18 protein-coding genes and 2 pseudogenes are annotated in these 23,172 nt (G+C 49.5%); 11 read left to right on the top strand and 9 right to left on the bottom strand.

The window, feature by feature from the left end:
* Nucleotides 1-613 precede the first annotated feature (613 nt).
* From IPF95_17185 to scpA, 3 genes and pseudogenes are all read right to left on the bottom strand, one after another.
* Nucleotides 614-1,924: a type II toxin-antitoxin system HipA family toxin gene (locus tag IPF95_17185; GenBank protein MBK6476416.1), complete on the bottom strand. Its 1,311-nt coding sequence runs from the start codon at nt 1,922-1,924 to the stop codon at nt 614-616.
* Entirely contained in the window at nt 1,918-2,283 is a 366-nt protein-coding gene (locus IPF95_17180) for a helix-turn-helix domain-containing protein (protein MBK6476415.1), read from the bottom strand. The genes IPF95_17185 and IPF95_17180 overlap by 7 nt, the downstream gene beginning before the upstream one ends.
* 732 nt (nt 2,284-3,015) lie before the next feature.
* Nucleotides 3,016-6,143: pseudogene (gene scpA, locus IPF95_17175) on the bottom strand (methylmalonyl-CoA mutase).
* Between the two features lie 246 nt (nt 6,144-6,389).
* Here scpA and IPF95_17170 point away from each other — a divergent pair.
* The gene (locus IPF95_17170; GenBank protein MBK6476414.1) at nt 6,390-7,940 is read left to right on the top strand and encodes a CotH kinase family protein; all 1,551 of its coding nucleotides are present in this window, start codon (nt 6,390-6,392) and stop codon (nt 7,938-7,940) included.
* A 170-nt stretch (nt 7,941-8,110) separates the two neighbouring features.
* Nucleotides 8,111-8,551, top strand: coding sequence for a hypothetical protein (locus tag IPF95_17165; protein ID MBK6476413.1), 441 nt, complete (start codon nt 8,111-8,113; stop codon nt 8,549-8,551).
* An 82-nt stretch (nt 8,552-8,633) separates the two neighbouring features.
* Here IPF95_17165 and IPF95_17160 read toward each other — a convergent pair whose 3' ends face one another.
* The 6 genes from IPF95_17160 to IPF95_17135 all read right to left on the bottom strand — a co-directional run bounded on the left by IPF95_17160 (nt 8,634) and on the right by IPF95_17135 (nt 13,367).
* Nucleotides 8,634-9,509: a hypothetical protein gene (locus tag IPF95_17160; protein MBK6476412.1), complete on the bottom strand. Its 876-nt coding sequence runs from the start codon at nt 9,507-9,509 to the stop codon at nt 8,634-8,636.
* Nucleotides 9,510-9,571: 62 nt separating this feature from the next.
* Nucleotides 9,572-10,843, bottom strand: a complete 1,272-nt coding sequence (locus tag IPF95_17155; protein MBK6476411.1) for a serine hydroxymethyltransferase — start codon at nt 10,841-10,843, stop codon at nt 9,572-9,574.
* 244 nt (nt 10,844-11,087) lie between these two features.
* Nucleotides 11,088-11,723, bottom strand: coding sequence for a class I SAM-dependent methyltransferase (locus IPF95_17150; GenBank protein MBK6476410.1), 636 nt, complete (start codon nt 11,721-11,723; stop codon nt 11,088-11,090).
* A gap of 417 nt (nt 11,724-12,140) precedes the next feature.
* Nucleotides 12,141-12,605: a hypothetical protein gene (locus IPF95_17145; GenBank protein MBK6476409.1), complete on the bottom strand. Its 465-nt coding sequence runs from the start codon at nt 12,603-12,605 to the stop codon at nt 12,141-12,143.
* 13 nt (nt 12,606-12,618) lie between these two features.
* A complete protein-coding gene (locus tag IPF95_17140) occupies nt 12,619-13,188 on the bottom strand; it encodes an archaeosortase/exosortase family protein (GenBank protein ID MBK6476408.1) in 570 nt (189 codons plus the stop codon).
* Entirely contained in the window at nt 13,188-13,367 is a 180-nt protein-coding gene (locus IPF95_17135; protein ID MBK6476407.1) for a hypothetical protein, read from the bottom strand. The genes IPF95_17140 and IPF95_17135 overlap by 1 nt, the downstream gene beginning before the upstream one ends.
* Nucleotides 13,368-13,772: 405 nt before the next feature.
* Between IPF95_17135 and IPF95_17130 the strand changes: the two genes are divergently transcribed.
* The 9 genes and pseudogenes from IPF95_17130 (at nt 13,773) to IPF95_17090 (ending at nt 23,166) form a co-directional block, all read left to right on the top strand.
* A complete protein-coding gene (locus IPF95_17130) occupies nt 13,773-16,190 on the top strand; it encodes a polysaccharide biosynthesis tyrosine autokinase (protein ID MBK6476406.1) in 2,418 nt (805 codons plus the stop codon).
* 172 nt (nt 16,191-16,362) lie between these two features.
* The gene (locus tag IPF95_17125) at nt 16,363-17,253 is read left to right on the top strand and encodes an ABC transporter permease (protein ID MBK6476405.1); all 891 of its coding nucleotides are present in this window, start codon (nt 16,363-16,365) and stop codon (nt 17,251-17,253) included.
* Between the two features lie 3 nt (nt 17,254-17,256).
* A complete protein-coding gene (locus IPF95_17120; protein MBK6476404.1) occupies nt 17,257-18,492 on the top strand; it encodes an ATP-binding cassette domain-containing protein in 1,236 nt (411 codons plus the stop codon).
* Between the two features lie 67 nt (nt 18,493-18,559).
* Nucleotides 18,560-19,597, top strand: coding sequence for a UDP-N-acetylglucosamine 4,6-dehydratase (inverting) (gene pseB / locus IPF95_17115; GenBank protein MBK6476403.1), 1,038 nt, complete (start codon nt 18,560-18,562; stop codon nt 19,595-19,597).
* Nucleotides 19,598-19,634: 37 nt separating this feature from the next.
* Nucleotides 19,635-20,810 (top strand): UDP-4-amino-4,6-dideoxy-N-acetyl-beta-L-altrosamine transaminase, encoded by a 1,176-nt coding sequence (gene pseC / locus IPF95_17110; protein MBK6476402.1) that lies wholly within the window; start codon nt 19,635-19,637, stop codon nt 20,808-20,810.
* 7 nt (nt 20,811-20,817) lie between these two features.
* Nucleotides 20,818-21,508, top strand: a pseudogene (gene pseF, locus IPF95_17105) (pseudaminic acid cytidylyltransferase).
* A gap of 58 nt (nt 21,509-21,566) precedes the next feature.
* Entirely contained in the window at nt 21,567-22,409 is an 843-nt protein-coding gene (pseG, locus tag IPF95_17100) for a UDP-2,4-diacetamido-2,4,6-trideoxy-beta-L-altropyranose hydrolase (GenBank protein MBK6476401.1), read from the top strand.
* 23 nt (nt 22,410-22,432) lie between these two features.
* A complete protein-coding gene (locus IPF95_17095; protein MBK6476400.1) occupies nt 22,433-22,657 on the top strand; it encodes a hypothetical protein in 225 nt (74 codons plus the stop codon).
* A 5-nt stretch (nt 22,658-22,662) separates the two neighbouring features.
* Nucleotides 22,663-23,166, top strand: a complete 504-nt coding sequence (locus IPF95_17090; GenBank protein ID MBK6476399.1) for a GNAT family N-acetyltransferase — start codon at nt 22,663-22,665, stop codon at nt 23,164-23,166.
* The last annotated feature ends 6 nt before the right edge of the window (nt 23,167-23,172 follow it).

Genomic DNA, 23,172 nt, shown 5'->3' with positions numbered 1-23,172 from the left:
GCGCATTCGCTTTGCCCGGATGCTGGATGAAATGATGAATAAGGAACTATTCACGGAGTTCGGATGCGGGCGCTTCCAGGACGGGTTCCTGCACCTCTTCTCCCAGGATCTCGATGTACTCGACCCCTTGCTCGAGACCTGGTCTTTCCTGCTACCAGAAGCAGAAGGCCGACGCAAGGTGATAGGACGCAATGCATATGGTGCCTTGCTGATCCTGGAGGATTTCGATACGAAAGGCGGCGTCGCACCCATGTGCATTCTGGATCCGATCACATTGAGTTATTGGGGAAGTGAGCATTGCCTCTATACCAATGGCCTTGGTCATTGGCTTCCGCAAGAACAAGGTGCTGCCAACTTTTCTGGACGACCGATTGTACAAGGCCACCCAAGTGTACTTCCGGACCTTGAATTCACGGTGACGGAGATCCTGGGGATCAAAGTGCCACTGCCCTTGGGCGGGACGATGGATGCTGCCAACTTCAGGTGGAGGATATTGCAGACTACTACACGAGTATGGCTCCGATCATACGGCAGGCCATGGGGCGGTAGCCACCACTGCGGGAGCCTCGAGGTACTTTCAGCGGATTGGAAGTGGTGTCCATCCTACGGTGGGTCAGATCCGGATCAGGTGCAACTTTCCGATTGCCGCTACCTGCTTTGGGTCCACCTCCGCCTTCTTCGCACATTTCTTCCACGTCTTCACACCAGCCACCACTTCATCAATGATCAAGTCGGCCTTCTTGATGTTCATGTCCTTCGCCACCACCATCAGGTCTTCGCGTGTGATGTCCAGTCGCTTGCCGTTGATGCTCATCTGGTGTTGCTTCAGCCAAGGGTTCTTCGGGTCATAGGCGAAGGTCATGTCGTAGGCTGGGCTCAAATGCCAATCGCCTTGCGGATCCATCAAGAACGAGGTGTTCTTCGTGTGGTCATCACAGTTTCGGGCGATCACATTGAAGCACATCCGGCGGAAGAACTCCACGGCAGCAGGGTAGGGCAGGCTCAGTAAACGCATCACGGCGAAGGCTTGCTCGTAGCTGTAGGCCAGCGGGTCATTGAAATCCATGTGCGCAACGCCGCATAGGGTTGCCATGTGCAGCCGGTGCGTCTTGCCATCTTTGTCAACCACGCGATCAAAACGTTGCGTCAAGAAGTGCGCACGACCATGCTCTTCCAGCAGACGGCACGGCATCATCTCGATCCCGCAAGCTCGAGCCATCAGGTAGTAAGCGTATTCGATCCGGCCGTAGCCTTTCGGGTCGCCGAGCGATGTGTTCGTCACGCCATCGAACTTGATCAGGCAATAGGTAAAGTCATTCAAACCGTCGATCTGCCCGCTCCGCACCTCCCCCGTCTTCGCATTGAAGGCCACGATCGCCTTCGCCCGCGCGCCACCTGCAGAAGTGCCCACTTGGATGATGTCCAGCAGTGCTTCCTGATCGCCCTTCTTGCGCGTCGTCTTGAACGCTTCTTTCTGTTCCGTCACATTGCGCGCCACGCGCACCAGTTCATCCACTTGCAAGGCCTCGCTGCTGGCTTCCAACTCGCCGTGCGAAGGCTCGAACTCCAACGCTCCCATGCCCCGATGCCCGAGGTAGCACAGGCGCTCCACCGGGTTTTCCGTTCCGGGATCGCGGTCCTGTGTGCGCAACCACGCGTTCAGCAAGGTGTTCCCGAAACGGTCCGGCAGACAATCAGCCAACAGCCCTGGCAGACCCTTAAAAGTCTCATCGCGCAGGTTGCCGAAAGTGAATACTTCGTCGCCGCCCCGCGCTCTCGAAAGCGGCATCATCACTGGTGCCACGTTCAGGTTGCCATTCGCGAAATCACGGTCGTATTGGAATTGCGCGCTATGCAGTCGATCATCCCAGATCACCAGGCCGACAGGTTTGCCCCAAAGTAGAACGGCTGCATGCGTTACCATGTGCTTTTAGGCTTGGGTGGCACGATACCAGATGATTGCGGACCGGCTCTTTTACGCTGCTTCTTCAGGTACTCCGCTTGGGCTTCGACCAACATGTATGGCGTTGGCTGCGGCACTTCATGGAAGGCATCTAGCAATTCCAATTTGCCAATAGCGCGAAGTACCTGCACCACGGTGAGCAACGTAGCGGCACGACCGGCCTCCAGCTTTACAACGGTTGTGCGATCCAGACCGGCCCGTTCGGCAACCTTGGCTTGGCTAAGGTTGCGTTCCAAACGCATGCGGCGCAGCTCCTTGCCCAGCTGTTCCAAGATCATTTCGTCCTTCAGGATCTTCCAGTTGATGTTGTTCGTAGACATCGTAAACGGCAATTTGGGAATATAACGTTGCTTTTATACCACAAATATACGCATCCATATTCGAATTAGTTCACCTTAATAGATGTTCATAAGCATCATTGATGTTAAAAATGATCTTTTATGATGTTTAAAGGAAGCAAGCGTAACTGGAATGTCAGGTGGGTATGTCCTTCCAAATCGATGTAATTCCGCTTTGAGTTTAGGAACAACGAAATCACTTCCGGCCCAGGTTCAGGGCAACTGTCGGCGGAATTCAAGGATTTTCCAGAATGGACGTAGTTCGGTCAAGTGTCCCTGCCCTAATGCGAATTGCCCCGATGCGGAATAGCCACCTGCCAAATAGTTCCACCTGTTCGCCCGTTTCAGCGTGTGCTTGTAGTTACATATTGAATAGCCAATTCAGGCGCGCAGCGACCGTTGGGTCCGTTTGGGCGCATTCCGGACGTGAAAACCAATTGGGTCAGTCCGTGGCCGTAGCGTGAATTGGAGTCGGATAGCGTCTTAGATTTTCAAAATTCTATGAATAGAAGCATAGATCCCGTGCGTGTGTCGATTGGCCAGGAAACGGCTTGATCCACGTGCGGCCCCGTCGTTCAATCTCCGCAAGGCTTCGTTCCGGTTTGCAAAGCTCGATTGTTCCAGCGTCGGTTCATGACAATAGAATCCAGTAGCGCCTGATGTAAGTCCCAGTTGCGGTCGCAGGTGATTGTGGTATCTGGGCCTGAACAGAATTTATTCGGCACAAACCCGAGGATCGACGGAAAAGGTGCTAGATGGATCGTTCATTGTATTTAATTTCGAAATGATCCCCTTCGCCGCCACAGGAATCTTCGTCCCAGGCCCGAACACATCAAAACATCCTGCCTCTTTCAAAAAGGCATAATCGTTCGGCGGGATCACACCGCCAGCCACTACAAGGATATCTCCGCGATCGTATTTCTCGCGTAATTCCTTGATCACTTCAGGCACCAAGGTCTTGTGGCCCCCAGCAAGGCTGCTGATTCCAAGCACATGCACATCGTTCTCGATCGCTTGTTTGGCTACTTCCTGTGGTGTTTGGAAGAGCGGTCCAATGTCCACATCGAAGCCGATATCCGCGAAGCTGGTGGCGATCACTTTGGCGCCGCGGTCGTGGCCATCCTGTCCCATTTTTGCGACGAGAATGCGCGGGCGACGGCCTTCTGCTTTTGCGAATTCTTCAGCCATTTTCATGGCCTCTTTCATTGTTGGGTCATCCATGGATCCTGCGGCATATACACCACTAATGGTTCGTTGCACGGCGTGGTAACGACCGTAAACTAGTTCAAGTGCATCGCTTATTTCTCCTAGTGTAGCTCGGTGTCTAGCGGCTGTGACCGCGAGTTCGAGGAGATTGTTCTGGTGCTCGGTGATAGGTAACTGTCCATCTACCATGGAACGTTCACCATTCACCTCGCTAGCTGCCCGCGTCAATGCGGCCAAGGATGCTGCGACATGTCCTTCGTCGCGTAAGTCCTTCATCATCCGTAAGCGGTCTATCTGTGACTCCCGCACAGCCGTATTGTCCACTTCCAACAATTCCATCTTCGTCTCATCGTCCGTCACGAAAGCATTCACACCGATGATGTGATCCTTACCAGTATCGATACGTGCTTGGCGTTTTGCAGCAGCCTCTTCGATGCGCATTTTGGGCAGTCCGGTCTCTATCGCTTTCGACATGCCGCCGAGTTCTTCCACCTCTTTGATCCGCGCCCAGGCTTTATGTACAAGTTCGTTGGTTAGGCTTTCCACATAAAAACTTCCGCCGAGTGGATCATGTACTGCGTGATGCCACTTTGTTTCTGTAAGTAGATCTGCGTGTCGCGTGCGATCTTCGCGCTGAAGTCCGTGGGTAATGCAATGGCTTCATCCAACGAATTCGTGTGCAGGCTTTGCGTGCCACCCAGCACAGCAGCCAAGGCCTCGACCGTTGTGCGAGCTACGTTGTTGTAAGGATCTTGGGCGGTAAGGCTCCAGCCACTGGTTTGGCAATGCGTGCGAAGCGCCATGCTTTTCAGATCCTTCGCACCAACCTCCTTCAACATTTTTGCCCACAACACGCGCGCCGCGCGCATTTTGGCGACTTCCATGAAAAGGTCCATTCCGATACCCCAGAAGAAACTTAGACGACCGGCGAACTCATCCACCTCCATGCCAGCCGCGATACCCGTGCGCACATACTCGATCCCGTCAGCGAGTGTGTACGCGAGCTCCAGATCCGCAGGCGCACCGGCTTCATGCATGTGGTAGCCGCTGATGCTGATGCTATTGAATTTTGGCATCTTCTTGGCGCAGTAAGAGAAAATGTCACCAACGATCCGCATGCTCGGTGCGGGCGGATAGATGTACGTATTGCGCACCATGAATTCCTTCAGGATGTCATTCTGGATCGTGCCCTGCAACAATGCTGGATCAACGCCTTGTTCTTCCGCCGCAACAATGAAGAAGGCCATGATGGGCAACACCGCGCCGTTCATGGTCATGCTCACGCTCATCTTATCCAGTGGAATGCTGTCGAACAGGATCTTCATGTCCTCCACACTGCTGATGGCCACGCCTGCTTTACCAACATCACCAGTAACGCGCGGGTGATCGCTATCGTAACCGCGGTGCGTAGCCAGGTCGAAGGCGACGCTCAATCCCATTTGCCCTGCTGCAAGGTTCCTGCGGTAGAATGCGTTACTCGCTTCAGCCGTGCTGAAACCTGCATACTGCCTGATCGTCCATGGCCGGATCGTGTACATACTTGCATACGGGCCACGCAAATAGGGTGGGGCACCTGCACCGAAACGAAGGTGCTCCAGCGCTTTGGTATCGAGTGCCGTGTAAAAAGGTTTTAACGGAATTTCTTCGCGGTTTGGAATTGCCTGCGATCTGTCTTCATTCCCGCCATTTTCTGATTTTCCGATGATCTGATCATCTGATCGTCTGATTTTCTGGTCAAGCAAAGCGTCCGTCAATTTTTCTACGATATAGCTGCCTCCAAGCGGATCTGCTACTCGACCTAAAAATCCTTCATCCTTTAACAAGTGATGGATGTTGCGAATAACTCTTCGCGCCAGCAGATCCCCTTCGGGTAATTCCGGAACGGGGATCAACAGACCATCGCAACCGCCGGCAATTGCACTGACCGCTTGCAGTGTTGCACGGATCAAATTCTCATGTGGTGAAGCAACTTCCTTCGGGTATTGCACCACGCACTGCACCCATGTGTTGTGCGAGCATGAATGTTCCGGCCTGAACGTTGAAACCACATTGGCCCAAGCCTCGCGGAAGGCGCGGATGCGCGCAGCTTCCTTGAACAGGTCATCACCGAGGTGTAGTGTGAATTGAATTCTGGCGCACGCATCATCTACTGACAATCCATTGGTAAGCATTCGTTCCATGCTTTCCTTGCCACGTTCAAGGGCACGCTTGGATGCTATGGTGCCATGTTGCAGATCATCCACTTCTTCGAAACGCACATTTGGGCAACCTTTCAACCGTGCGTTCAAAGCTTCCATTTCCGTAGACGGACAATAGATAAGAAGACTCAGTTCATTCAAACCGACCTTTTGCCGATCCGCTTCTTTGAGCAACCATGGCAACGCCTCGTGCGGGATCCGTTGAATATCTACACCGTTCAGTAGCACATCCTTCAGCAATTCAGGTAATGCATCGATGTTATCACCGGAAATTATGATCTGGTCGGCACCTCCCATCAAGGCTTCAAGGGTCCGGTCGTTCGCATCTGTATCTCCGAGAGCAGCCTCCACGCCAATGCGCCACGGGTTGCCGTGTTGCTTGGCACCACGTCGATATCCATCAACAGCCCCGTTGGTCTGCGTCGCAAAAGGGCGCATGGAACTACCGTCGGGCAGGGTCACATCGATCGTACTTGGATCCTTGCCTTTCAGTTCTTTCAGGATCAATTTTTCCCAAGCTGCTGCATCAAGCGAAGGGAATTCGGAAAATAAGTTCGCGGTGGACATTGATGCGAAGATCGTAGTTCGAAGGATATCTGCGTTGTCGTCGTCCAATAACTTCGACCACCGGGTTCAAGCCTATCCATCCTTGGATCTGATTTTTACATTTGCTTTACCATTCTGATGACCTATGCGAACCATCCGATCTTTTACTTTGCTTTGGCAGTTCTTATCACTGCTGGTGTTTCCGCCCAGACCGCACCCAGCGATAGTCTTTTCAGTGTGGACCAAGTGGTTACAGTGAATTTGACGTTCGCGGATCCCGATTTCTGGAACACCCTCACCACGCATTACACCAACGACGTGGGCGAAACACTAACGGCGGATGTGACCGTCACTGATCTTACGGGATCCCACACCTATTCTAGCGTTGAGGTTGATCTAAAAGGGAATAGCACCTACGGGCATCCCGGAAATAAGAAGAGTTTCAAGATCGACTTCAATGACAATATCAGTGGCCAGAAATACCATGGTATGACCAAGGCACACTTCAACAACTGCTTCAAGGACCCGACCTTCATGCGTGAAAAGGTCTTTTTCGACTATGCACGCGAACAAGGTGTTCTCGCACCACGTGTTTCATACGCCAACGTATCCATGAACGGAACCTTCTGGGGATTCTATGACATGGTTGAACCCGTGGACAAGAATTTCCTGGACCGTTGGGTGGATGATAATAATGGCAATTTGTTCAAGGCGGGAGATAATTTTGGTGGAGGGCCTAGTGGAAGCGGTAATGCGGCCGACATGGCCTATTACGGTACTGATCAGAACAATTATTCGGCGAAATACGAGTTGAAAACGAACGAGACCGAGAACGACTGGAGTGATCTGCTCGCCTTGTTGGATCTACTGAACAATTCCAACGCGGCCGACCTCCAGTCGCAATATCCACAGCAGTGGGAGTGGAACCCGATGTTGCGTTCGTTGGCACTGGACAATATGTTCAGCAATCTGGATAGCTACATCAACTCCGCTCGCAACTATTACCTCTACCACGACAGCACAACGTTCAAATGGAATTGGATCAAGTGGGATGGGAATGAGGCGTTTGGTTCTTACGGCGCTCAAGGAGTTGGAAATTTATTGGATTTGGCACCGAATTATGTGGCTTCAGGTCGCCCACATCTATCAAAGATCTTCAATAACGGGGGGCTTTATCATGATTACGAAGTGCAGTATTGCGCAGCTCTCGGGAATTTCAACAGTAGCTATCTGGATCCGAAGATCGATGTGCTCAAGACGTTGATCCAGGATCACGTAGCGGCAGACCCGAACAAGCAATACACTACGGCCCAATTCACGCTGAACATTGAGGGTAATATCACCACGGGTGGAGGTCCAGGAGGAGGGACGATCTTCGGCTTGAAGTCGTTCATTGCCAGCAGGTCCGGTTATTTGAACGGTGCTATTGATTGCAACACTTTAGGCGTTGACGAATTGAATAATGACGAACTGATCGTTTATCCGAATCCGACTTCAGGGTCGGTTCTCATAAGATCAAACGTTCCTCTTAGCGCTGCCAATATCCAGATGTTCGATATGCTAGGTCGGTCGCTCTCGTTCTCCTTTTCTGCGAATATCATCGACATTTCGACCTATGCATCCGGTACATATGTAGCGCGGGTATTGGAGAACGGGAGAATGCACCAGGTCCGGATCATGAAACATTGAACAGCCTCTATGGGTCGAATGCGCCATGGAAATGTGAATTCTGTCGATCCATAACCAGAACATGTGTGCTAGGATCTATGGAGATCTACTACAGTAGTGTGAATGGAGCGAGTTAGCCTTTCTTGGCACTGTATTTGTGTTTGCCCAGATCTTAAACCAACCCAAACCAAATGAAGAAGTTCTTGACCCTCGTTATGTTGCTAGGATCCCTAGGTGCTGCTAATGCTCAGACTGAGCCTGCTACGCCTGTAAAAGACGCGACAGAAAAGACCGAACAGGCCGCCGATGCGGTTAAAGAAAGTGCTGTTGAAGCTACTGAAACCGTAAAGGAAGGTGCTGTTGAAGCAACTGAGGCGGTGAAAGGTGAAGCGAAGGAGGCTACGAAGGGCGAAGCAAAAGCTGCTTCTTGCTGTGCAGGAAAGTCAAAAAGCGCAAAGTGCGACCATGCTAAAGCAGAAGCAGGTGATGGACATGGACACGCAGAAGCAGGACATGACCACGGTGCAATGAAAGCACATGTGTGCACAGAGGCGTGCAAAGGCGAAGCGCATGCATACGCGTGTGGCGAAGAAGGGCACAAGTGCTCTGCGGATTGCCACGCAAAGAAGTAATTCTGAACGACCATTATTCAAAAGCCCTGTACAGCAATGTGCAGGGCTTTTTTCGTTCAAGTCCGTTTGCGGCACACGGTGGTTACTCGTGTTTGCTCCATATCCGGAACTGACCTCCTAGGACCACAGCATGTTGCACGAACCAGAAATGCTGTCCCGCATGGTCTTCGCTTTTACCGGTCGTCAGCACGTTCGGCAGGTCTATCCATCCTGCCTTCAGCGTATTGCGTAGAAAGAAGTGTTTCAGGAATGTGAGGTGTAGCCCCACCTGCGCCCCAACCCCGTAACCGGCAATATTGAACCGGTTATTGATGCCCTCGCCGAATAAGCGCACATCCGTTCTTGGGATCACCGGACCAACATGCAATCCCTCATAAGCACGCAGGTAGTAACGCTCGTTCTTGCTCATCCAGAGCAGATCATAATGGTCCAGGTCCACACTGAGCAAATTCAATCCGTCCGAATGCTCATACGTCAACAGTTCAGGTTCGATCACAACATCGCGGGATAGTCCTACGTCAGAGCCATAACGCGCTGAACGATCTGGGCTCACTGAACCATCCATTCGAACAGTCTGTCCTTGGTCCACCACGTACTTCATATGGTCCAGCCCTAGTGAAATTGCCCAGCGGTCCTTCAGGAAATAGCCGATCCGGTAATTGTATTGTGGTATCCAGATATTCTTGGGGTTGAAGTATTCCTTCACGCTGAAGGGTACCTGCCGGTCACTTGCTTGCACATGCCGTAACGTGAAGTCATAGTTGCTCCCATCAAAGTGAATATCGCTCCAACTGTACATGGAACGATTGTATCCCCAGTACACGAAGAAGGATCCTTTAGAGGCCGGGTGCGAAGGCGTTGTGGCACTCGTGTTTCGGGGTAGTACGGCAAGCAGAAATGCGATCAGTAAGAGTTTATGATCGTAACGAATTGAGAAGAATTTAGATGCGGATCTCACGTTGATAGGACACCGGGTCAACAGCATCCTTAATTAAACGATCAGTAAAATTGTATCAATACTTAGCTGTAAAGTGGCAACAAGCTCATCATATCACCAACTTGGACCCGTATACGATCAAGTTCTGCTGTGTCATCGCGTTTCTCTATGGTTGCATCAATAAGTTCTACGATCCGAGCGCATTCCGATGACTTCAGTCCCCGTGTCGTAATCGCTGGAGTGCCGATCCGTATTCCACTTGTCACGAACGGACTTTGTGTATCAAATGGCACCATGTTCTTGTTAACGGTGATATCCACAAGGCCTAACACACGTTCAGCTTCTTTGCCTGTAATGTTCTTGTTCCTTAGGTCCACTAACATGCAGTGATTGTCAGTTCCACCACTTATTACATCATAGCCCAAGGTCATGAAAGACTCAGCCATCACCTTGGCGTTGGCGAGCACTTGTTTCTGGTAGGTGATGAATGATGGATCCAACGCTTCTAAGAACGCCACTGCCTTAGCCGCGATCACGTGTTCCAATGGACCGCCTTGCGTGCCGGGGAAAACTGCTCCGTCCAGTATGGATACCATGGATCGTATATCCCCTTTCGGTGTTTTACGCCCCCTTGGGTCATCGAAATTCTTGCCCATCATGATCAACCCACCTCGTGGGCCGCGCAACGTCTTGTGGGTAGTGGTGGTAACAATGTGACAATGCGGCAACGGGTCGTTCAGCAACTTCGTGGCGATCAATCCAGCAGGGTGGCTCACATCAGCAAGAAGCAGCGCGCCAACCTCATCGGCAATTGCTCTGAACCGCGCATAGTCCCAATCCCTGCTGTATGCACTAGCACCACAGATCAACAACTTGGGTCTTTCGCGGCGTGCTATTTCTGCCACGGTATCCATATTCACGGTTCCGGTCTCCCTTTCCACTCCATAGAAAGTGGCTTTGTAAAGCTTCCCGCTGAAATTCACAGGACTACCATGCGTAAGGTGTCCGCCATGGCTAAGGTCGAAACCAAGAATGGTATCACCGGGTTCCAAGCAACCTAGCATTACAGCGGCATTTGCCTGTGCACCGCTGTGGGGTTGAACGTTGGCCCAAACAGCACCGAAAAGTTTCTTTACACGCTCGATCGCAAGCTCCTCCACCTTGTCAACTATCTCGCAACCACCGTAATACCGCTTTCCGGGAAGTCCTTCGGCGTACTTATTGGTCAACACGGAACCCATGGCATCCATGACCTGCTGGCTTACATAATTCTCACTGGCAATAAGTTCAAGTCCTTTCGTTTGACGCCATTTTTCCTGTTCGATCAGTTCAAATATTGCAGAGTCGCGTTGCATAGTGGAAGTACTAGTGAAAATTAAGTTGGAATTATGACCGAGTTGTCCAGCCTCAAATGTAAAGGTTAGGCCGTATTGGTTGTCCTTGGCCGTTACATTGTAATTGGGACTAAATGTTGGCAAAAAAGTACAACAGCGTCTACGCTCCACTGTCAAATTAATTGGGGATAACCGTGTGCGTTCTATTTCCGTTCCAGAACAGTTAAGTAAGCCGTAGGAAATGCTTCACTATCCATCATGTGCATCATTTTAGTATTGACGAATCGATTGAATCGATGCCATTTATCAAGGATTTCCTTACGCCGCCCCAAATAAATGCAAAGGTTGTTGAAATATTGGCGTTAGGCGTCATTTTACATGAAAGTCCACGCCTTTTTGCATAGTCGAGAACGTCTTCCGTTCTAGGCATTTCACATTCCAGAGTTCCTGTGCCCATACGTTTTCCACTCTTTGACAATAACCGCAATCGTTCACTAGACTCCTTGGAATGAAATGGATTGATCAGCGCCTTTTTCGCTTTGCTCATTAAACTGTACAAGAACGCATCACGGCCTGCAGCTGGAATATGTTCAAGAACATGACACGAAACTACGAGGTCAAATGAACGGTCCTCAAAAGGAAGATGTTCGCCGGAGATTCCGTTTACTTCAGGCTCTGCCAAACAATATGGATTATTAGGAATGAAACGCGAGAGGTGCCCTGATCCACCACCCACATCCAGCACTGAAAGACCCCCTTGTTCGGATATGGCATTAGCCAACTGTAATCGGTAATATTGATTATGCTCGATCTCTTCCAATGGCGTAAGAGAATGTTCGATCTTTTTTGCAAGGTTCTGGAGCTTATCACCATCAGCGCCAAGGAAACTTGCAGTGCGCATTTCCGAATATGCAAGTTCGAACATGCCTCTTGAAAAGCAAAACTGGCGTAGCCGAGGCTTGTTGAAAGGAAAGGCTCCTTTTTAGGACCTGTGCCAACTTGCAGACCACTGTACCTGCACCTTATGGCATTTTTTTTTTTTAAAAAAACCGCACCCCGGGGCTGGGGGAATGGGAAAAAATGAACGGTTAGTAGGGGAAGGAAAGTTAGGGGGATGGCCACCAAAAAACACCCAAAACAACCCGGGGCGGCCTCCCCTTCCCTTTTTCCCCCCCCCCTCCCCTCCCCCCCCCGCCCCCCCCCCCTCCCCCGGGAGGGGAAGAAAAACTTAACCTAAAAAAAAAGGGGGGGAACCCCGCCCCCCCCCAACAGGGGCCCCAAATGGGGGGGGGAGCCCCCCCCCCATTTCTTGGGGTTTTTACCGGAAGATCCCGGGTTTTACCAATCCGGCACCAGCCCAAACAAAGAAAAGGAGAACGGGGTATTGGATCAGGTGAAGCAGTTTTATGGAAACGCCTTCGAACGCCGGGACCTTTAATGATAGGAAATGAAAGATAGTGGCTACTACTCCACATAGTATGAATCCGATAACCGTGAATTTTGCATAGCGGTGATCACCGAACAATTGATGGAGTAGGAGGATGCTTAAGATGCACATGGAACCCGCAAAAGCGAAAGCCAGTCCCCACTTCAGAAAAATAAGCGTGGACAACTTTGCCCCAACGACCCAGCCCTGGAACAAGGAATGTGCATAATTGTCTGCTCTGTTGTTCGCGACGAAATCGATCTGGTAGTTCAAATTCAGGAACATGAACTCACGCGCTGCACCAAGCAGGATCCCACAGACCAGTATGCTGAATATGATGAACCTTCGTCCGGCCATTATCACCGATCGGTCACTTGGCCTTTAGTTCGCTAAGCGGTGCGAAACGTTTTACCCAAACGTACCACAGGATGAAAACACAACCGTAAACGACCACATAGAAGGTATAGTCGTGATTGAAATTCAGAAGTTCATAGTTGATGGTAACGATAATGGACAATGCCATAATGCGCAACACGTTGATCAGGTGAATAATTACCAGGCCCAATGCTCCGAACCACAGTTTATGTTTCCAAGGCCCAGGGTAGGCGACCAAGAAGATGAGGAAGACGGCGAATAGACCGGCCCCATTGCAGGCATCACCGATCCAGAGCAGATGACCGCCCTGAACACCGATCGTTCTGATATTCTCAGCATTGATGGGTTCGGGAATAAGTTCATACCCAAGTAGCACCAGTCCTGAGCCGGACAGATGGATCAAGCTATCGATCAGGGCAGCATCGAACCAACCAGCAGGGTGCAGAAAAAACTCATAGAAAACGTACCAGCCCAAATAGAGCAGCACAGCAACACCCAGAAAACGAATAATGGGGTCCTTGAACACCGTTCCTGACACCAATGGCCCGGATACAGGTGTGGACATTAACTAACCTTGTTGCGGGACTTACGAAGCTCAAGCGCTTTTTTACCTCCCAATAATGCACCAGCGGCAATAAGTGCACTAAGTCCACCATCGATCGGAATACAAGGCGGTGGCCAACAAGGAGGAGGACCACCGATCGGCTGTGCCCAAGCACCCGACGCGAACGCGAAGGTTACCAAGGCAAGAACTAATGATAGGCGTAATGTGTGTTTCATGGACAATATCAGAGCGGGTGCCAAAAGTACGTATTCCTGAGATATAAATCCAGTGACTATGGAAGAGCTAACGATACTTATGAACAGCCCTGATAAAAATGGATGCCAAGAGGTTGTAACAGAATTCATTGTTTCATGAAGAGATGCTGAACACGTCACTCTTCTTAAATGCAAGTAATGACGGATTTCGATGAAGTTCATAATTTATTGAAGACCAGCCAGTAAGTAGAATTGAAAAATGGAAGAGTAGGTCTTATCAGTATCTAGGTCGAGTACACGCGTGCTACCGTGTATATTTGCCGATCTTTTCCTGTAACAGGTTCAATTTCTAGAAGACCACTGTACCAAACAGGCTTCGGAAGAGATAGGATGTCAGCACAAAGACCACAACAACGAGGCAGTATCATCGATGCGAAGGATCTGCGCTATTTCATCCGCGTTGCCTCCAAGAATTGGTATTTCGTGGCTGTTGCAATTGTGCTCGCATCCGTATTGTCCTACTTGTACAGTTACAAACTGCCCAATATCTATGGGGCAACCACGCAGATCCTTCTGAAGGACCGTGAGGTGTATGATTATCAATCAACGGTTTACAAGAGTTTAGGGTATACGGGTGTATATGGTGACATTGTCAATCAGCGCCGCGTTCTTACTTCCTATGATCTTGTAGATGCCACATTGGATAAATTGGATTTTGATGTTTCGTACTTCATCGTTGGTCGTTTCAAGACGTCGCAGGTTCATGGAACGTTACCATTCACCGTTAGGATAAACGGCCTTGCACCGAAACTTTTCGGAAAACCCTTCGAGCTGCGGATAGTGGATACGAAGAGGTATTCATTGAGTTATGATCGGGATGGCGTCATTGTGACCAAGGAATTCGAATTCGACAAAGAAGAGCGTACTACGGACTTCATCCTCACCGTGCAGAAATCCCCCTACCTATTGGATAGCACCCTATCAACCTATTCCCAGACCGATTATCAATTCATTCGCTATGATCGATCCGCGATGGTCGCTAAGTTCATCAGTAGGATGCTGGTCGTGAACCACGACTTTACCACCATCTTACAAGTTGCGGTTGAAGATGAGGTTGATGTCCGGGCAAAGCAGTTCTTGGATACGTTGTCCAAGGTGTACATTGATTATACTTTGAAAAGTGAGGTCGAGATCAATGAGAACACAGTGCGTTACATCGATAAACAACTGAGCGAAGTGAGCACGATCCTTGAGAGCCATGAGGATGAATTGCAGACCTATAAAGAGAACAAGCAGATCTTGGATCTTGGGAGAGAGGAGAGTTTGTATTTCCAAGAAATGGTGGACTACGATCAGCAGCGTCGTAAATGGGAACTGCAGATCGGTGCCATGGATGCGTTGGAGGATTATATTCTCAATAGCAAGGATGAACGCCTCCTCCCTCCTGCTGTGTTCATTGCGAACGATGAATTCCTGAGACAATCATTGAGTGAGTTGTATGCCATGCAGATGGAACGGAATGAAATGATGTATAGCGCAACGGGCTCAAATGCGGTAATACAGCTCTTTGATTCCACCATGCAGTTGAATCGGTTGAATCTGTTGACCTACTTGGACAATTCCCGCGACGCCATCCGCTCCAGGATCAATGACGTTCAAAAGCAATCGAATGATTACGAGGGTATGATACGGGCATTGCCCAAAAGCCAACGGGATGTGTTGAATATCGAAAGGCGTTTGCAGGTCAATGAGAAGATGTACTTGTTCTTATTGGAGAAAAGGGCAAGTACCATAATTGCCCGTGCAGGTATTGTCCCCGGAACGAAGGTGATCGAAGCATCCAGATCACTGGGTGTGGTACGGCCGGATAAGCTCCGGATCTTTTACACCTTCATGCTTGGTGGTGTTCTCGTTGCTTTGATCGTCGTTTTCATCCGCATCATGTTCTACAACCGGATCGAGAATGCGGAACAGTTGAAGGAGTTGACACCGCTGCCCATCTACGGTGAGATCATTGCAAGTGAGAAAGCGGAAGAGAATTATGTCGTGGTGGATACCGACCCTAAAGCCGCCATTACGGAGTCCTTCAGGACAGTGCGGACCAATTTGGAATACGTACCGGTGGAAAGTGGCAAAGGGAAACTGGTAATGGTTACCAGTTACCGACCGAATGAAGGCAAGACCTTCTGTTCCGTGAACCTGAGTGCCATCCTTGCCAAGGCAGGAAAGAAGGTGTTGCTCCTTGAACTTGACCTGCACAAACCCAAAGTAGGTTTCAGCTTAGGCATGACCAGTCAAGCGGGTCTCAGCAACGTTCTTATAGGTAAGTTGCCTTGGAAGGACGCCATCATGCCTACCCAGTTCGAGAATTTCGATGTGCTTCTTGCGGGACCTACCCCACCGAATGCATCGGAGCTTGTGTTGAGCAATGAACTTGAAAAGCTATTCACCGAAGCCAAAGAAATTTATGACTACATAATGGTGGATACGCCACCGGTCGGTCTCATAACCGATGCGGTACTGATGATGCGCTACATGGACGCTACGTTGTTCGTGCTGAATACACGCTTCGCGAACAAGGACCACGTCAACAATGCCATGGAAGTATTGACTACCAGTGGCGGAAAGAACAGTGGGTTCATCCTGAACGGTGTTCGGATGAAGAAGAGCAAGTACTACTACAATACCAACTACGGCTACGGCTATCGGTATGCGTATGGATATGGCTACGGTTATGGGTACGGAAAGAGGAATAGAGGTTCTAATGCTTCAAAATCCAAAAATGAAGGACCAGATACGCGGGCATAAGTGACGAAAGAGAACCAGTTGGTAAGGGTAATACGTGTTATGCGGAAGCAAATAAGTATGTAAACCATTTGCACATACTCATGTTCTTAACATTGCGCTCCAGTGGGTTATTTCTGAATTACACTCGGTCAATAACAAATGAACAACAATTGGAAAGCTAGTACTATAAACAATGACCGATCGCACCTACGATCATTCTGAAAGGCCTAGCCGCAGTAACCTTTCCATTACGACCTACTCCCCGAGGTCAGCAATGCGCAACCCGAGCGTGTTGTATAAAGGAATGATCCAAGATTTTCGTGCATCATGGGGGTTGGCTTGGCGTTTGGCCATTCGCGATATAAAAGCTCAGTACCGGCAAAGCTATCTTGGTCTTTTGTGGGCATTCATCACCCCATTGGCCACCACGGTCGCTTGGATCTTTCTCAATTCCAGTGGAGTGGTGCGCGTTGCAGATACGGGAATTCCTTACCCCGTCTACGTTTTTACAGGAACTATGCTTTGGCAACTGTTGGTAGAATCCATCCAAAGTCCATTGGTCCAAACAACGGCGGCAAAGTCCATGCTCACCAAGTTGAATTTTCCACGCGAGGCGGTGATCATTTCCGGCGCTATTAAATTGCTGTCGAGTGCAGGTACTAAGTTTTTGATATTGATCCCTGCAATATTTCTTCTGGGTGTGGTTCCTGACTGGCATTTGGCACTTGTGCCTTTGGCTATGCTCGTGTTGATCGTCGCGGGCTTGTCCCTTGGCTTGATATTAGCCCCGTTGGGTATGATCTATTCAGACGTTGGGCGGGCCATACCCCTTGTTGCACAGTTCGCGATCTATCTTTCGCCCGTTGTATTTGCTATGCCCGAAGAAGGGAAGTTGTTGAGCATTTTCCAATGGAATCCTGCTACCTCGCTCATACTTACTGGAAGAGCTTGGCTCACTGGTAGCGAGTCGCCCATGCTCATGCAATTTTTGCTTGTATCCGGTGCATCCGTGGTGGTCCTCCTAGTTGGTTGGATATTGTACCGCATTACAATGCCGGTCATGGTAGAGCGAATGAGTACTTGATCCATGGAGAACGAAGTATTAGTAAGCGTAGAAGGTGTATCGAAGAAGTTCTGTAAGGACTTACGAACATCATTGCGCTATGGCATGCGCGATATCGGGAATGAATTGATCGGTAGGCCGCGCACAACGCAATTACGCGACAAGGAATTTTGGGCAGTACAAGATGTTGGCTTTGAGTTGAAACGCGGCGAATGCTTAGGGCTTATTGGAAAGAACGGTGCAGGCAAGACCACTTTGTTGCGCATGTTGAATGGTTTGATAAAACCTGATCATGGGCAAATAGAAATGAGGGGTAGAGTAGGAGCTTTGATCGCCTTGGGTGCTGGCTTCAACCCCATACTTACCGGTCGAGAGAACATCTTTATCAACGGCTCTGTACTTGGCCTTAGTCATTCAGAGATCAATGCCCGTTTGGATGAAATCATCGATTTCTCCGAGTTGGCCGAATTCATAGACATGCCGGTCCAGTCTTACTCATCTGGTATGAGTGTTCGATTAGGGTTCGCTGTAGCAACGGCTTTGGAGCCCGATGTACTTATCTTGGATGAAGTACTGGCCGTGGGTGATGCAGCATTCCGACACAAATGCTATCGCCGGATAAATGGTATCATGAAGAATTGTGCCGTAATACTTGTATCTCATAGTATGAGCCAGATCGGTGCGGTGGCCAGTTCCGTAGGTATGATGCGTAAGGGAAGAATGGAGTACTTTCCTAATATCAATGACGGAATAGCGGCATACAATAATGATAATGCGGATTACCAAGGCATTTCCGAAAGTGAGCGTGTTTTTAATACGTACCCACCAGTGAATGCGGCCAAACTGTCATTGGTTGAAGATACGATAACCTACGGTGGTACCCTACAAGTGGAACTAGAGACCGAATTGGATGCACCCATTGATAATGCACTGATCTCGTTCACGGTAACAAATGCCAATGAACAGTCGGTAATGAATTGGCATTCCACACGAAGTGGTCATCGAATAGTATTGCCAACAGGTAGGTCCGTATTGCGGTTCCAGATCGATCCACTTCTTTTGCACGATGGTCGCTACCGATGGAACCTATGGGTAGGAGAGGTCGGTTCCATAGAGGCGAAGGTCTACATAATGCGGGGAGGAGAGTTTACAGTGAAAAGCAACCATAAGCCGGTAACGGACATACCTTATCTTCCGGACGCAACCAAATTCACCATCACCCCGCTTACTCCGTACAGCGAGAGAACGGAACGGGGTTAAGAGTAAAAGAACGAACTTTACAATTCATCACCGGTCAAGCATCGGGGAATATCAATACTAGAACTACATGCGCTCAATTTTCATAACCGGTGGCACCGGCTCCTTCGGTAAACGATTCGTTAAAGCCGTATACAAGAAATACCCGAATGTTGAAAGGGTGGTGATCTATTCTCGCGATGAGCTCAAGCAGTTCGAGATGGCCCAGGATTACCCACATTCAAAGTATCCTAGCATACGGTTCTTCCTCGGTGATGTGCGCGATGCTTCTCGGCTCAGACAGGCGATGGAGGGTATCGATGTTGTTGTACATGCAGCAGCATTGAAGCAGGTTCCGGCAGCGGAATACAACCCGTTCGAAGCCATCAAGACCAACGTATTAGGCGCGCAGAATGTTATTGACGCGGCTATTGCTGCAGGCGTAAAAAACGTAGTTGCGCTAAGCACGGACAAGGCTGCGGCTCCCATCAATCTGTATGGTGCCACCAAGCTTTGCAGCGATAAATTGTTCATTGCTGCCAACAACATCAAGGGCAAACACGACATCAAATTTTCCGTAGTGCGTTATGGTAATGTGATGGGATCGCGCGGTTCCGTTGTGCCATTCTTCTTGGATCGTCGCAGCACCGGAGTATTGCCTATTACAGATCCTAATATGACCCGCTTCAATATCTCGTTGGATCAAGGAGTTGATATGGTCTTCCATGCCATGGATCATGCAATGGGCGGAGAGATCTTCGTTCCTAAGATCCCATCTTTCAGAATTACGGATCTCGTTGAAGCGATCGGTCCGGAGTGCAAAGCCCCGATCGTTGGCATACGTCCTGGTGAAAAATTGCATGAGGAAATGATCACGCATTCAGATAGCCAGAACACGATCGGTACGGATAGGTATTATATCATTGTTCCAACGAAGGATGGGCTAACACCAGCAGCGAATTTGGATCGTTACATTAAGCACCACGGTGGCAAAGCGGTTCCAATGGGCTTCTGTTATTCCAGCGGAGATAATCCGGAGTGGCTCGGTGTAGATGATCTACGCAAATTGATCCGCGAACAAGTCGATCCGAATTTCGATCACAAGAAAGCACCTGCGGCCAGCGTTTGAACGGAGCACTATCACCTTGGATCACAACTGGGCATTCATGAGCAAAGCACAAATTCCTTATGGTCGGCAGGATATATCCGAAGAAGATATTAAAGCAGTGGTTGATGTGCTTCAAGGCGATTACCTTACCCAAGGCCCGTCCATACCGGCATTTGAAGAGGCCGTGGCGAATTATTGTGGAGCCAACCACGCCGTGGCCATGAATAGTGCCACAAGTGTTTTACACATTGCATGTCTTTCACTAGGTGTTGGTAAAGGCGATATGGTCTGGACGAGTCCTGTCACTTTTGTTGCTTCCGCCAATTGCGCTCTGTATTGTGGAGCGGATGTCGATTTCGTGGATATCGATCCCGTAACATACAATATGAGCGTTGACCGGCTTATGGAAAAACTGGCAGAAGCTGAACGCAAGGGCTGTTTACCCAAAGTTGTAATTCCTGTGCATCTGGCCGGCCAGTCTTGTGATATGGTTGCGATCAATTCATTGGCGACCAAGTATGGCTTCAAGGTGATCGAAGATGCATCGCATGCCATAGGAGGGCAGTATCGATCAAAGAAGATCGGATGTTGCGCATACAGCGATATAACAGTACTGAGTTTTCATCCAGTTAAGATCATTACAACTGGAGAAGGGGGCATGGGTCTTACGAATGACCCTGTGCTTGCTGCGAGCATGGCCCGTTTGCGCTCACATGGCATAACCCGCGATCCGAAAGAAATGACCCATGCATCGGATGGAGCGTGGTATTACCAGCAAATTGAACTAGGGTACAACTATAGGATAACCGACCTGCAAGCGGCGCTAGGCAAAAGCCAGTTGCAGCGCATAGATGGTTTCGTTGAACGCAGACATGAAATCAATGTGCGGTACAACGAGGCTTTCAAAGAACTGCCTATCCGCACGCCATGGCAACATGCAGATACTTATTCAGCGTTCCACTTGTACATTATTCGCTTGGATCTGGAACGATCACCTATAGGGCACAAGGCACTTTTTGATGGCTTGAGGAGCGCAGGGATCCTAGTAAACCTGCATTACATACCGGTGCATTTGCAGCCATACTACGCTACGTTAGGATTTAAGCGCGGATACCTACCCGAGGCCGAAAATTATTACGCTGAGGCTATGAGTTTACCGATGTACTCGGGGCTGAGCGAAAACGATCAGGAACGTGTAATAAGTACGCTTTCTACGCTCCTCGGCACAACTTGATGCGTGGATGACAGTTGCCATAATACCCGCACGAGGTGGTAGCAAGCGCATCCCACGCAAAAATGTAAGAAGTTTCAGAGGTAAACCTATTTTGGCTTGGTCCATTGCGGCTGCGATGGAAAGTAATTCATTTGATGAGGTCATGGTGAGCACTGATGATCTTGGAAACTGCCGAAGTTGCGCGCAAATACGGCGCATCTGTTCCGTTTTTCCGTTCCACAAGAAATGCGGATGATCATGCCACCACTGCGGCGGTTCTTATTGAAGTAATAAATGCCTATCGTACACAAGGGAAGATCTTTGATACTGGCTGTTGTATTTATCCAACTGCGCCATTCGTTACAGCAAAATCGCTGCGTATGGGCTTGGAAATGTTAGGTAGGCCGGAAATTGATTTCGTGCTCCCGGTAACTCAATTTTCTTTCCCCATCTGGCGTTCGTTGCAGCGCGAGTCTGATGGTCAAACCAAATTCAATTGGCCGGAACACCGCAATATGCGATCACAAGATCTTCCGGCCGCCTATCATGATGCAGGCCAGTGGTACTGTTTCCGTACCAAAGCACTTCTGGATGAAAACACCTTACTAGGCGCTCGCACTGCCTCTATCATTTTACCGAATACGGAGGTCCAGGACATAGACACCGAAGAAGACTGGTCGATCGCGGAAATGAAACACGCGCTATTGTTCACAGAATGAAAGTATCCAGATCCATTCGTCATGATCTGATCAGACGAAGGGAAAGATTCCACTAGGTATGAACATTTTTTTCAGAGCAGACGCATCCATAGAGATAGGTAGTGGCCATGTTATGCGTTGTCTTGTACTCGCGGATCGGTTGGCCTTGAAAGGAGCATCGTGTACATTCGTTTGCCGCGAGCATACTGGAAATTTGATCTCAGTAATACAGGAACGTGGGCATACCGTGATCTCACTTCCGGCCATGCAGATCACAGTAGATCTACCCATTTACGAAAAGTGGTTGGGGGCGGCCAAAGCCACGGACACAGCAGAAACCATCGCCCTATTAAAGAACACAACTATCAATTGGCTCATAGTAGACCATTACGGTGTTGATGCTGCATGGGAATTGGAATTGCGTCCATTCGTAGATAAGATCATGGTCATAGATGATCTGGCCAATAGAGCACATGATTGTGAATTATTGCTTGACCAGAACTTGGGTACGACCGTTCCTGATTATGACGAATTGACCCCTGCATCTTGCCGAACGCTTTTAGGTCCGGAATATGCGTTACTAGCACCCGTATTCGGCGAGGTTCGTAGTAAGATCGGCAGTAAGCGATCGCAGCGTACATCCGATCGGATCCTGATCACCATGGGTGGCGTTGATAAGGTTAATGTTACGAGTTGGATCTTAAAGGAATTAAAGAAAACCGAGCTACCCGAAAATTCGGAGATCTCGGTTGTAATGGGTAAAACGGCGCCATGGATCGATCATGTACGTGCGGTTGCGAAAGATATGCCATGGCCCACGGTCGTAGACGTGAACGTTAACAATATGGCGGAAAGAATGGCGCAATCGGATATTGGCATAGGGGCTGCGGGAAGTACATCCCCTGGGAACGGTGTTGTTTAGGATTGCCGACCGTTTTAATGGTGTTGGCAGAGAATCAGCGAAAGATCGCGAACGCATTGGAGCATGCAGGTGCAGCATACGTAGTCGATCTATCCAACGAGGTTGCTGGACTTACCTTACAGCGCATAATGAAGACATTGCTTATGGATCGGGCAAAACGTGCCGTCATGTCCAGTGCCGCTCTGAAGGTCTGTGACGGTAATGGAGTTGAGCGAGTTATATCCGCATTTGAAAGCATCGGGAACTAAGCTCAATGAACAATTCCATACTTGAACTTAGGTCAGCTAAACGTGAAGATGCAAAGGCAGTATGGCTGATCGCCAATGACGCTTTGGTGCGCTCAATGTCATTCTTGTCAGATCCAATCCCATGGGATGAACACTTGAAATGGTACAATGATCAGCTGAGCAACAATGGCGCAGTGATCTACGTGTTAGTGGCGGATGACGAGCGTATCGTAGGTAACGTACGTTTTGCGGTTGAAAGGAACATTGCTCGGATCTCTATCGCCTTGGCCCCTTCCAGCAGGGGGAATGGAACCGGAACCAAGGTTATTCGAATGGGATGTAAAAAACTTTTTGGTACGCATAGTGTAGAGGTCATTGAAGCCTTGATACGGCCCTCGAATCAGGCATCGGTCAACGCTTTTGTGCGCGCCGGATTTCAGAAAGGTTCTGAAACGGTGGCGCACGGAGAAAAGGCCTTGATCTCTGTTCTGGACCGAATAACAACGAAAGAAAAAATTGGAAACGATTAGCTCGAT

Source organism: Flavobacteriales bacterium, assembly GCA_016704485.1.
Classification (GTDB): Bacteria; Bacteroidota; Bacteroidia; order Flavobacteriales_F; family PHOS-HE28; genus PHOS-HE28.
Note: the sequence above shows the minus strand (reverse complement) of the source record. Positions and strands in the feature narration are given on the sequence as shown.

What these genes read in the sequence shown, in the direction of transcription:
- IPF95_17155 (MBK6476411.1), bottom strand. Translation starts at nt 10,843, where the DNA reads ATGCAACGCGACTCTGCAATATTTGAACTGATCGAACAGGAAAAATGG.
- IPF95_17120 (MBK6476404.1), top strand. Translation starts at nt 17,257, where the DNA reads ATGGAGAACGAAGTATTAGTAAGCGTAGAAGGTGTATCGAAGAAGTTC.
- IPF95_17090 (MBK6476399.1), top strand. Translation starts at nt 22,663, where the DNA reads ATGAACAATTCCATACTTGAACTTAGGTCAGCTAAACGTGAAGATGCA.
- IPF95_17150 (MBK6476410.1), bottom strand. Translation starts at nt 11,723, where the DNA reads ATGCGCACTGCAAGTTTCCTTGGCGCTGATGGTGATAAGCTCCAGAAC.
- IPF95_17125 (MBK6476405.1), top strand. Translation starts at nt 16,363, where the DNA reads ATGACCGATCGCACCTACGATCATTCTGAAAGGCCTAGCCGCAGTAAC.
- IPF95_17165 (MBK6476413.1), top strand. Translation starts at nt 8,111, where the DNA reads ATGAAGAAGTTCTTGACCCTCGTTATGTTGCTAGGATCCCTAGGTGCT.
- pseB (MBK6476403.1), top strand. Translation starts at nt 18,560, where the DNA reads ATGCGCTCAATTTTCATAACCGGTGGCACCGGCTCCTTCGGTAAACGA.
- pseG (MBK6476401.1), top strand. Translation starts at nt 21,567, where the DNA reads ATGAACATTTTTTTCAGAGCAGACGCATCCATAGAGATAGGTAGTGGC.
- IPF95_17180 (MBK6476415.1), bottom strand. Translation starts at nt 2,283, where the DNA reads ATGTCTACGAACAACATCAACTGGAAGATCCTGAAGGACGAAATGATC.
- IPF95_17130 (MBK6476406.1), top strand. Translation starts at nt 13,773, where the DNA reads ATGTCAGCACAAAGACCACAACAACGAGGCAGTATCATCGATGCGAAG.
- IPF95_17140 (MBK6476408.1), bottom strand. Translation starts at nt 13,188, where the DNA reads ATGTCCACACCTGTATCCGGGCCATTGGTGTCAGGAACGGTGTTCAAG.
- IPF95_17170 (MBK6476414.1), top strand. Translation starts at nt 6,390, where the DNA reads ATGACCTATGCGAACCATCCGATCTTTTACTTTGCTTTGGCAGTTCTT.
- IPF95_17185 (MBK6476416.1), bottom strand. Translation starts at nt 1,924, where the DNA reads ATGGTAACGCATGCAGCCGTTCTACTTTGGGGCAAACCTGTCGGCCTG.
- IPF95_17145 (MBK6476409.1), bottom strand. Translation starts at nt 12,605, where the DNA reads ATGGCCGGACGAAGGTTCATCATATTCAGCATACTGGTCTGTGGGATC.
- pseC (MBK6476402.1), top strand. Translation starts at nt 19,635, where the DNA reads ATGAGCAAAGCACAAATTCCTTATGGTCGGCAGGATATATCCGAAGAA.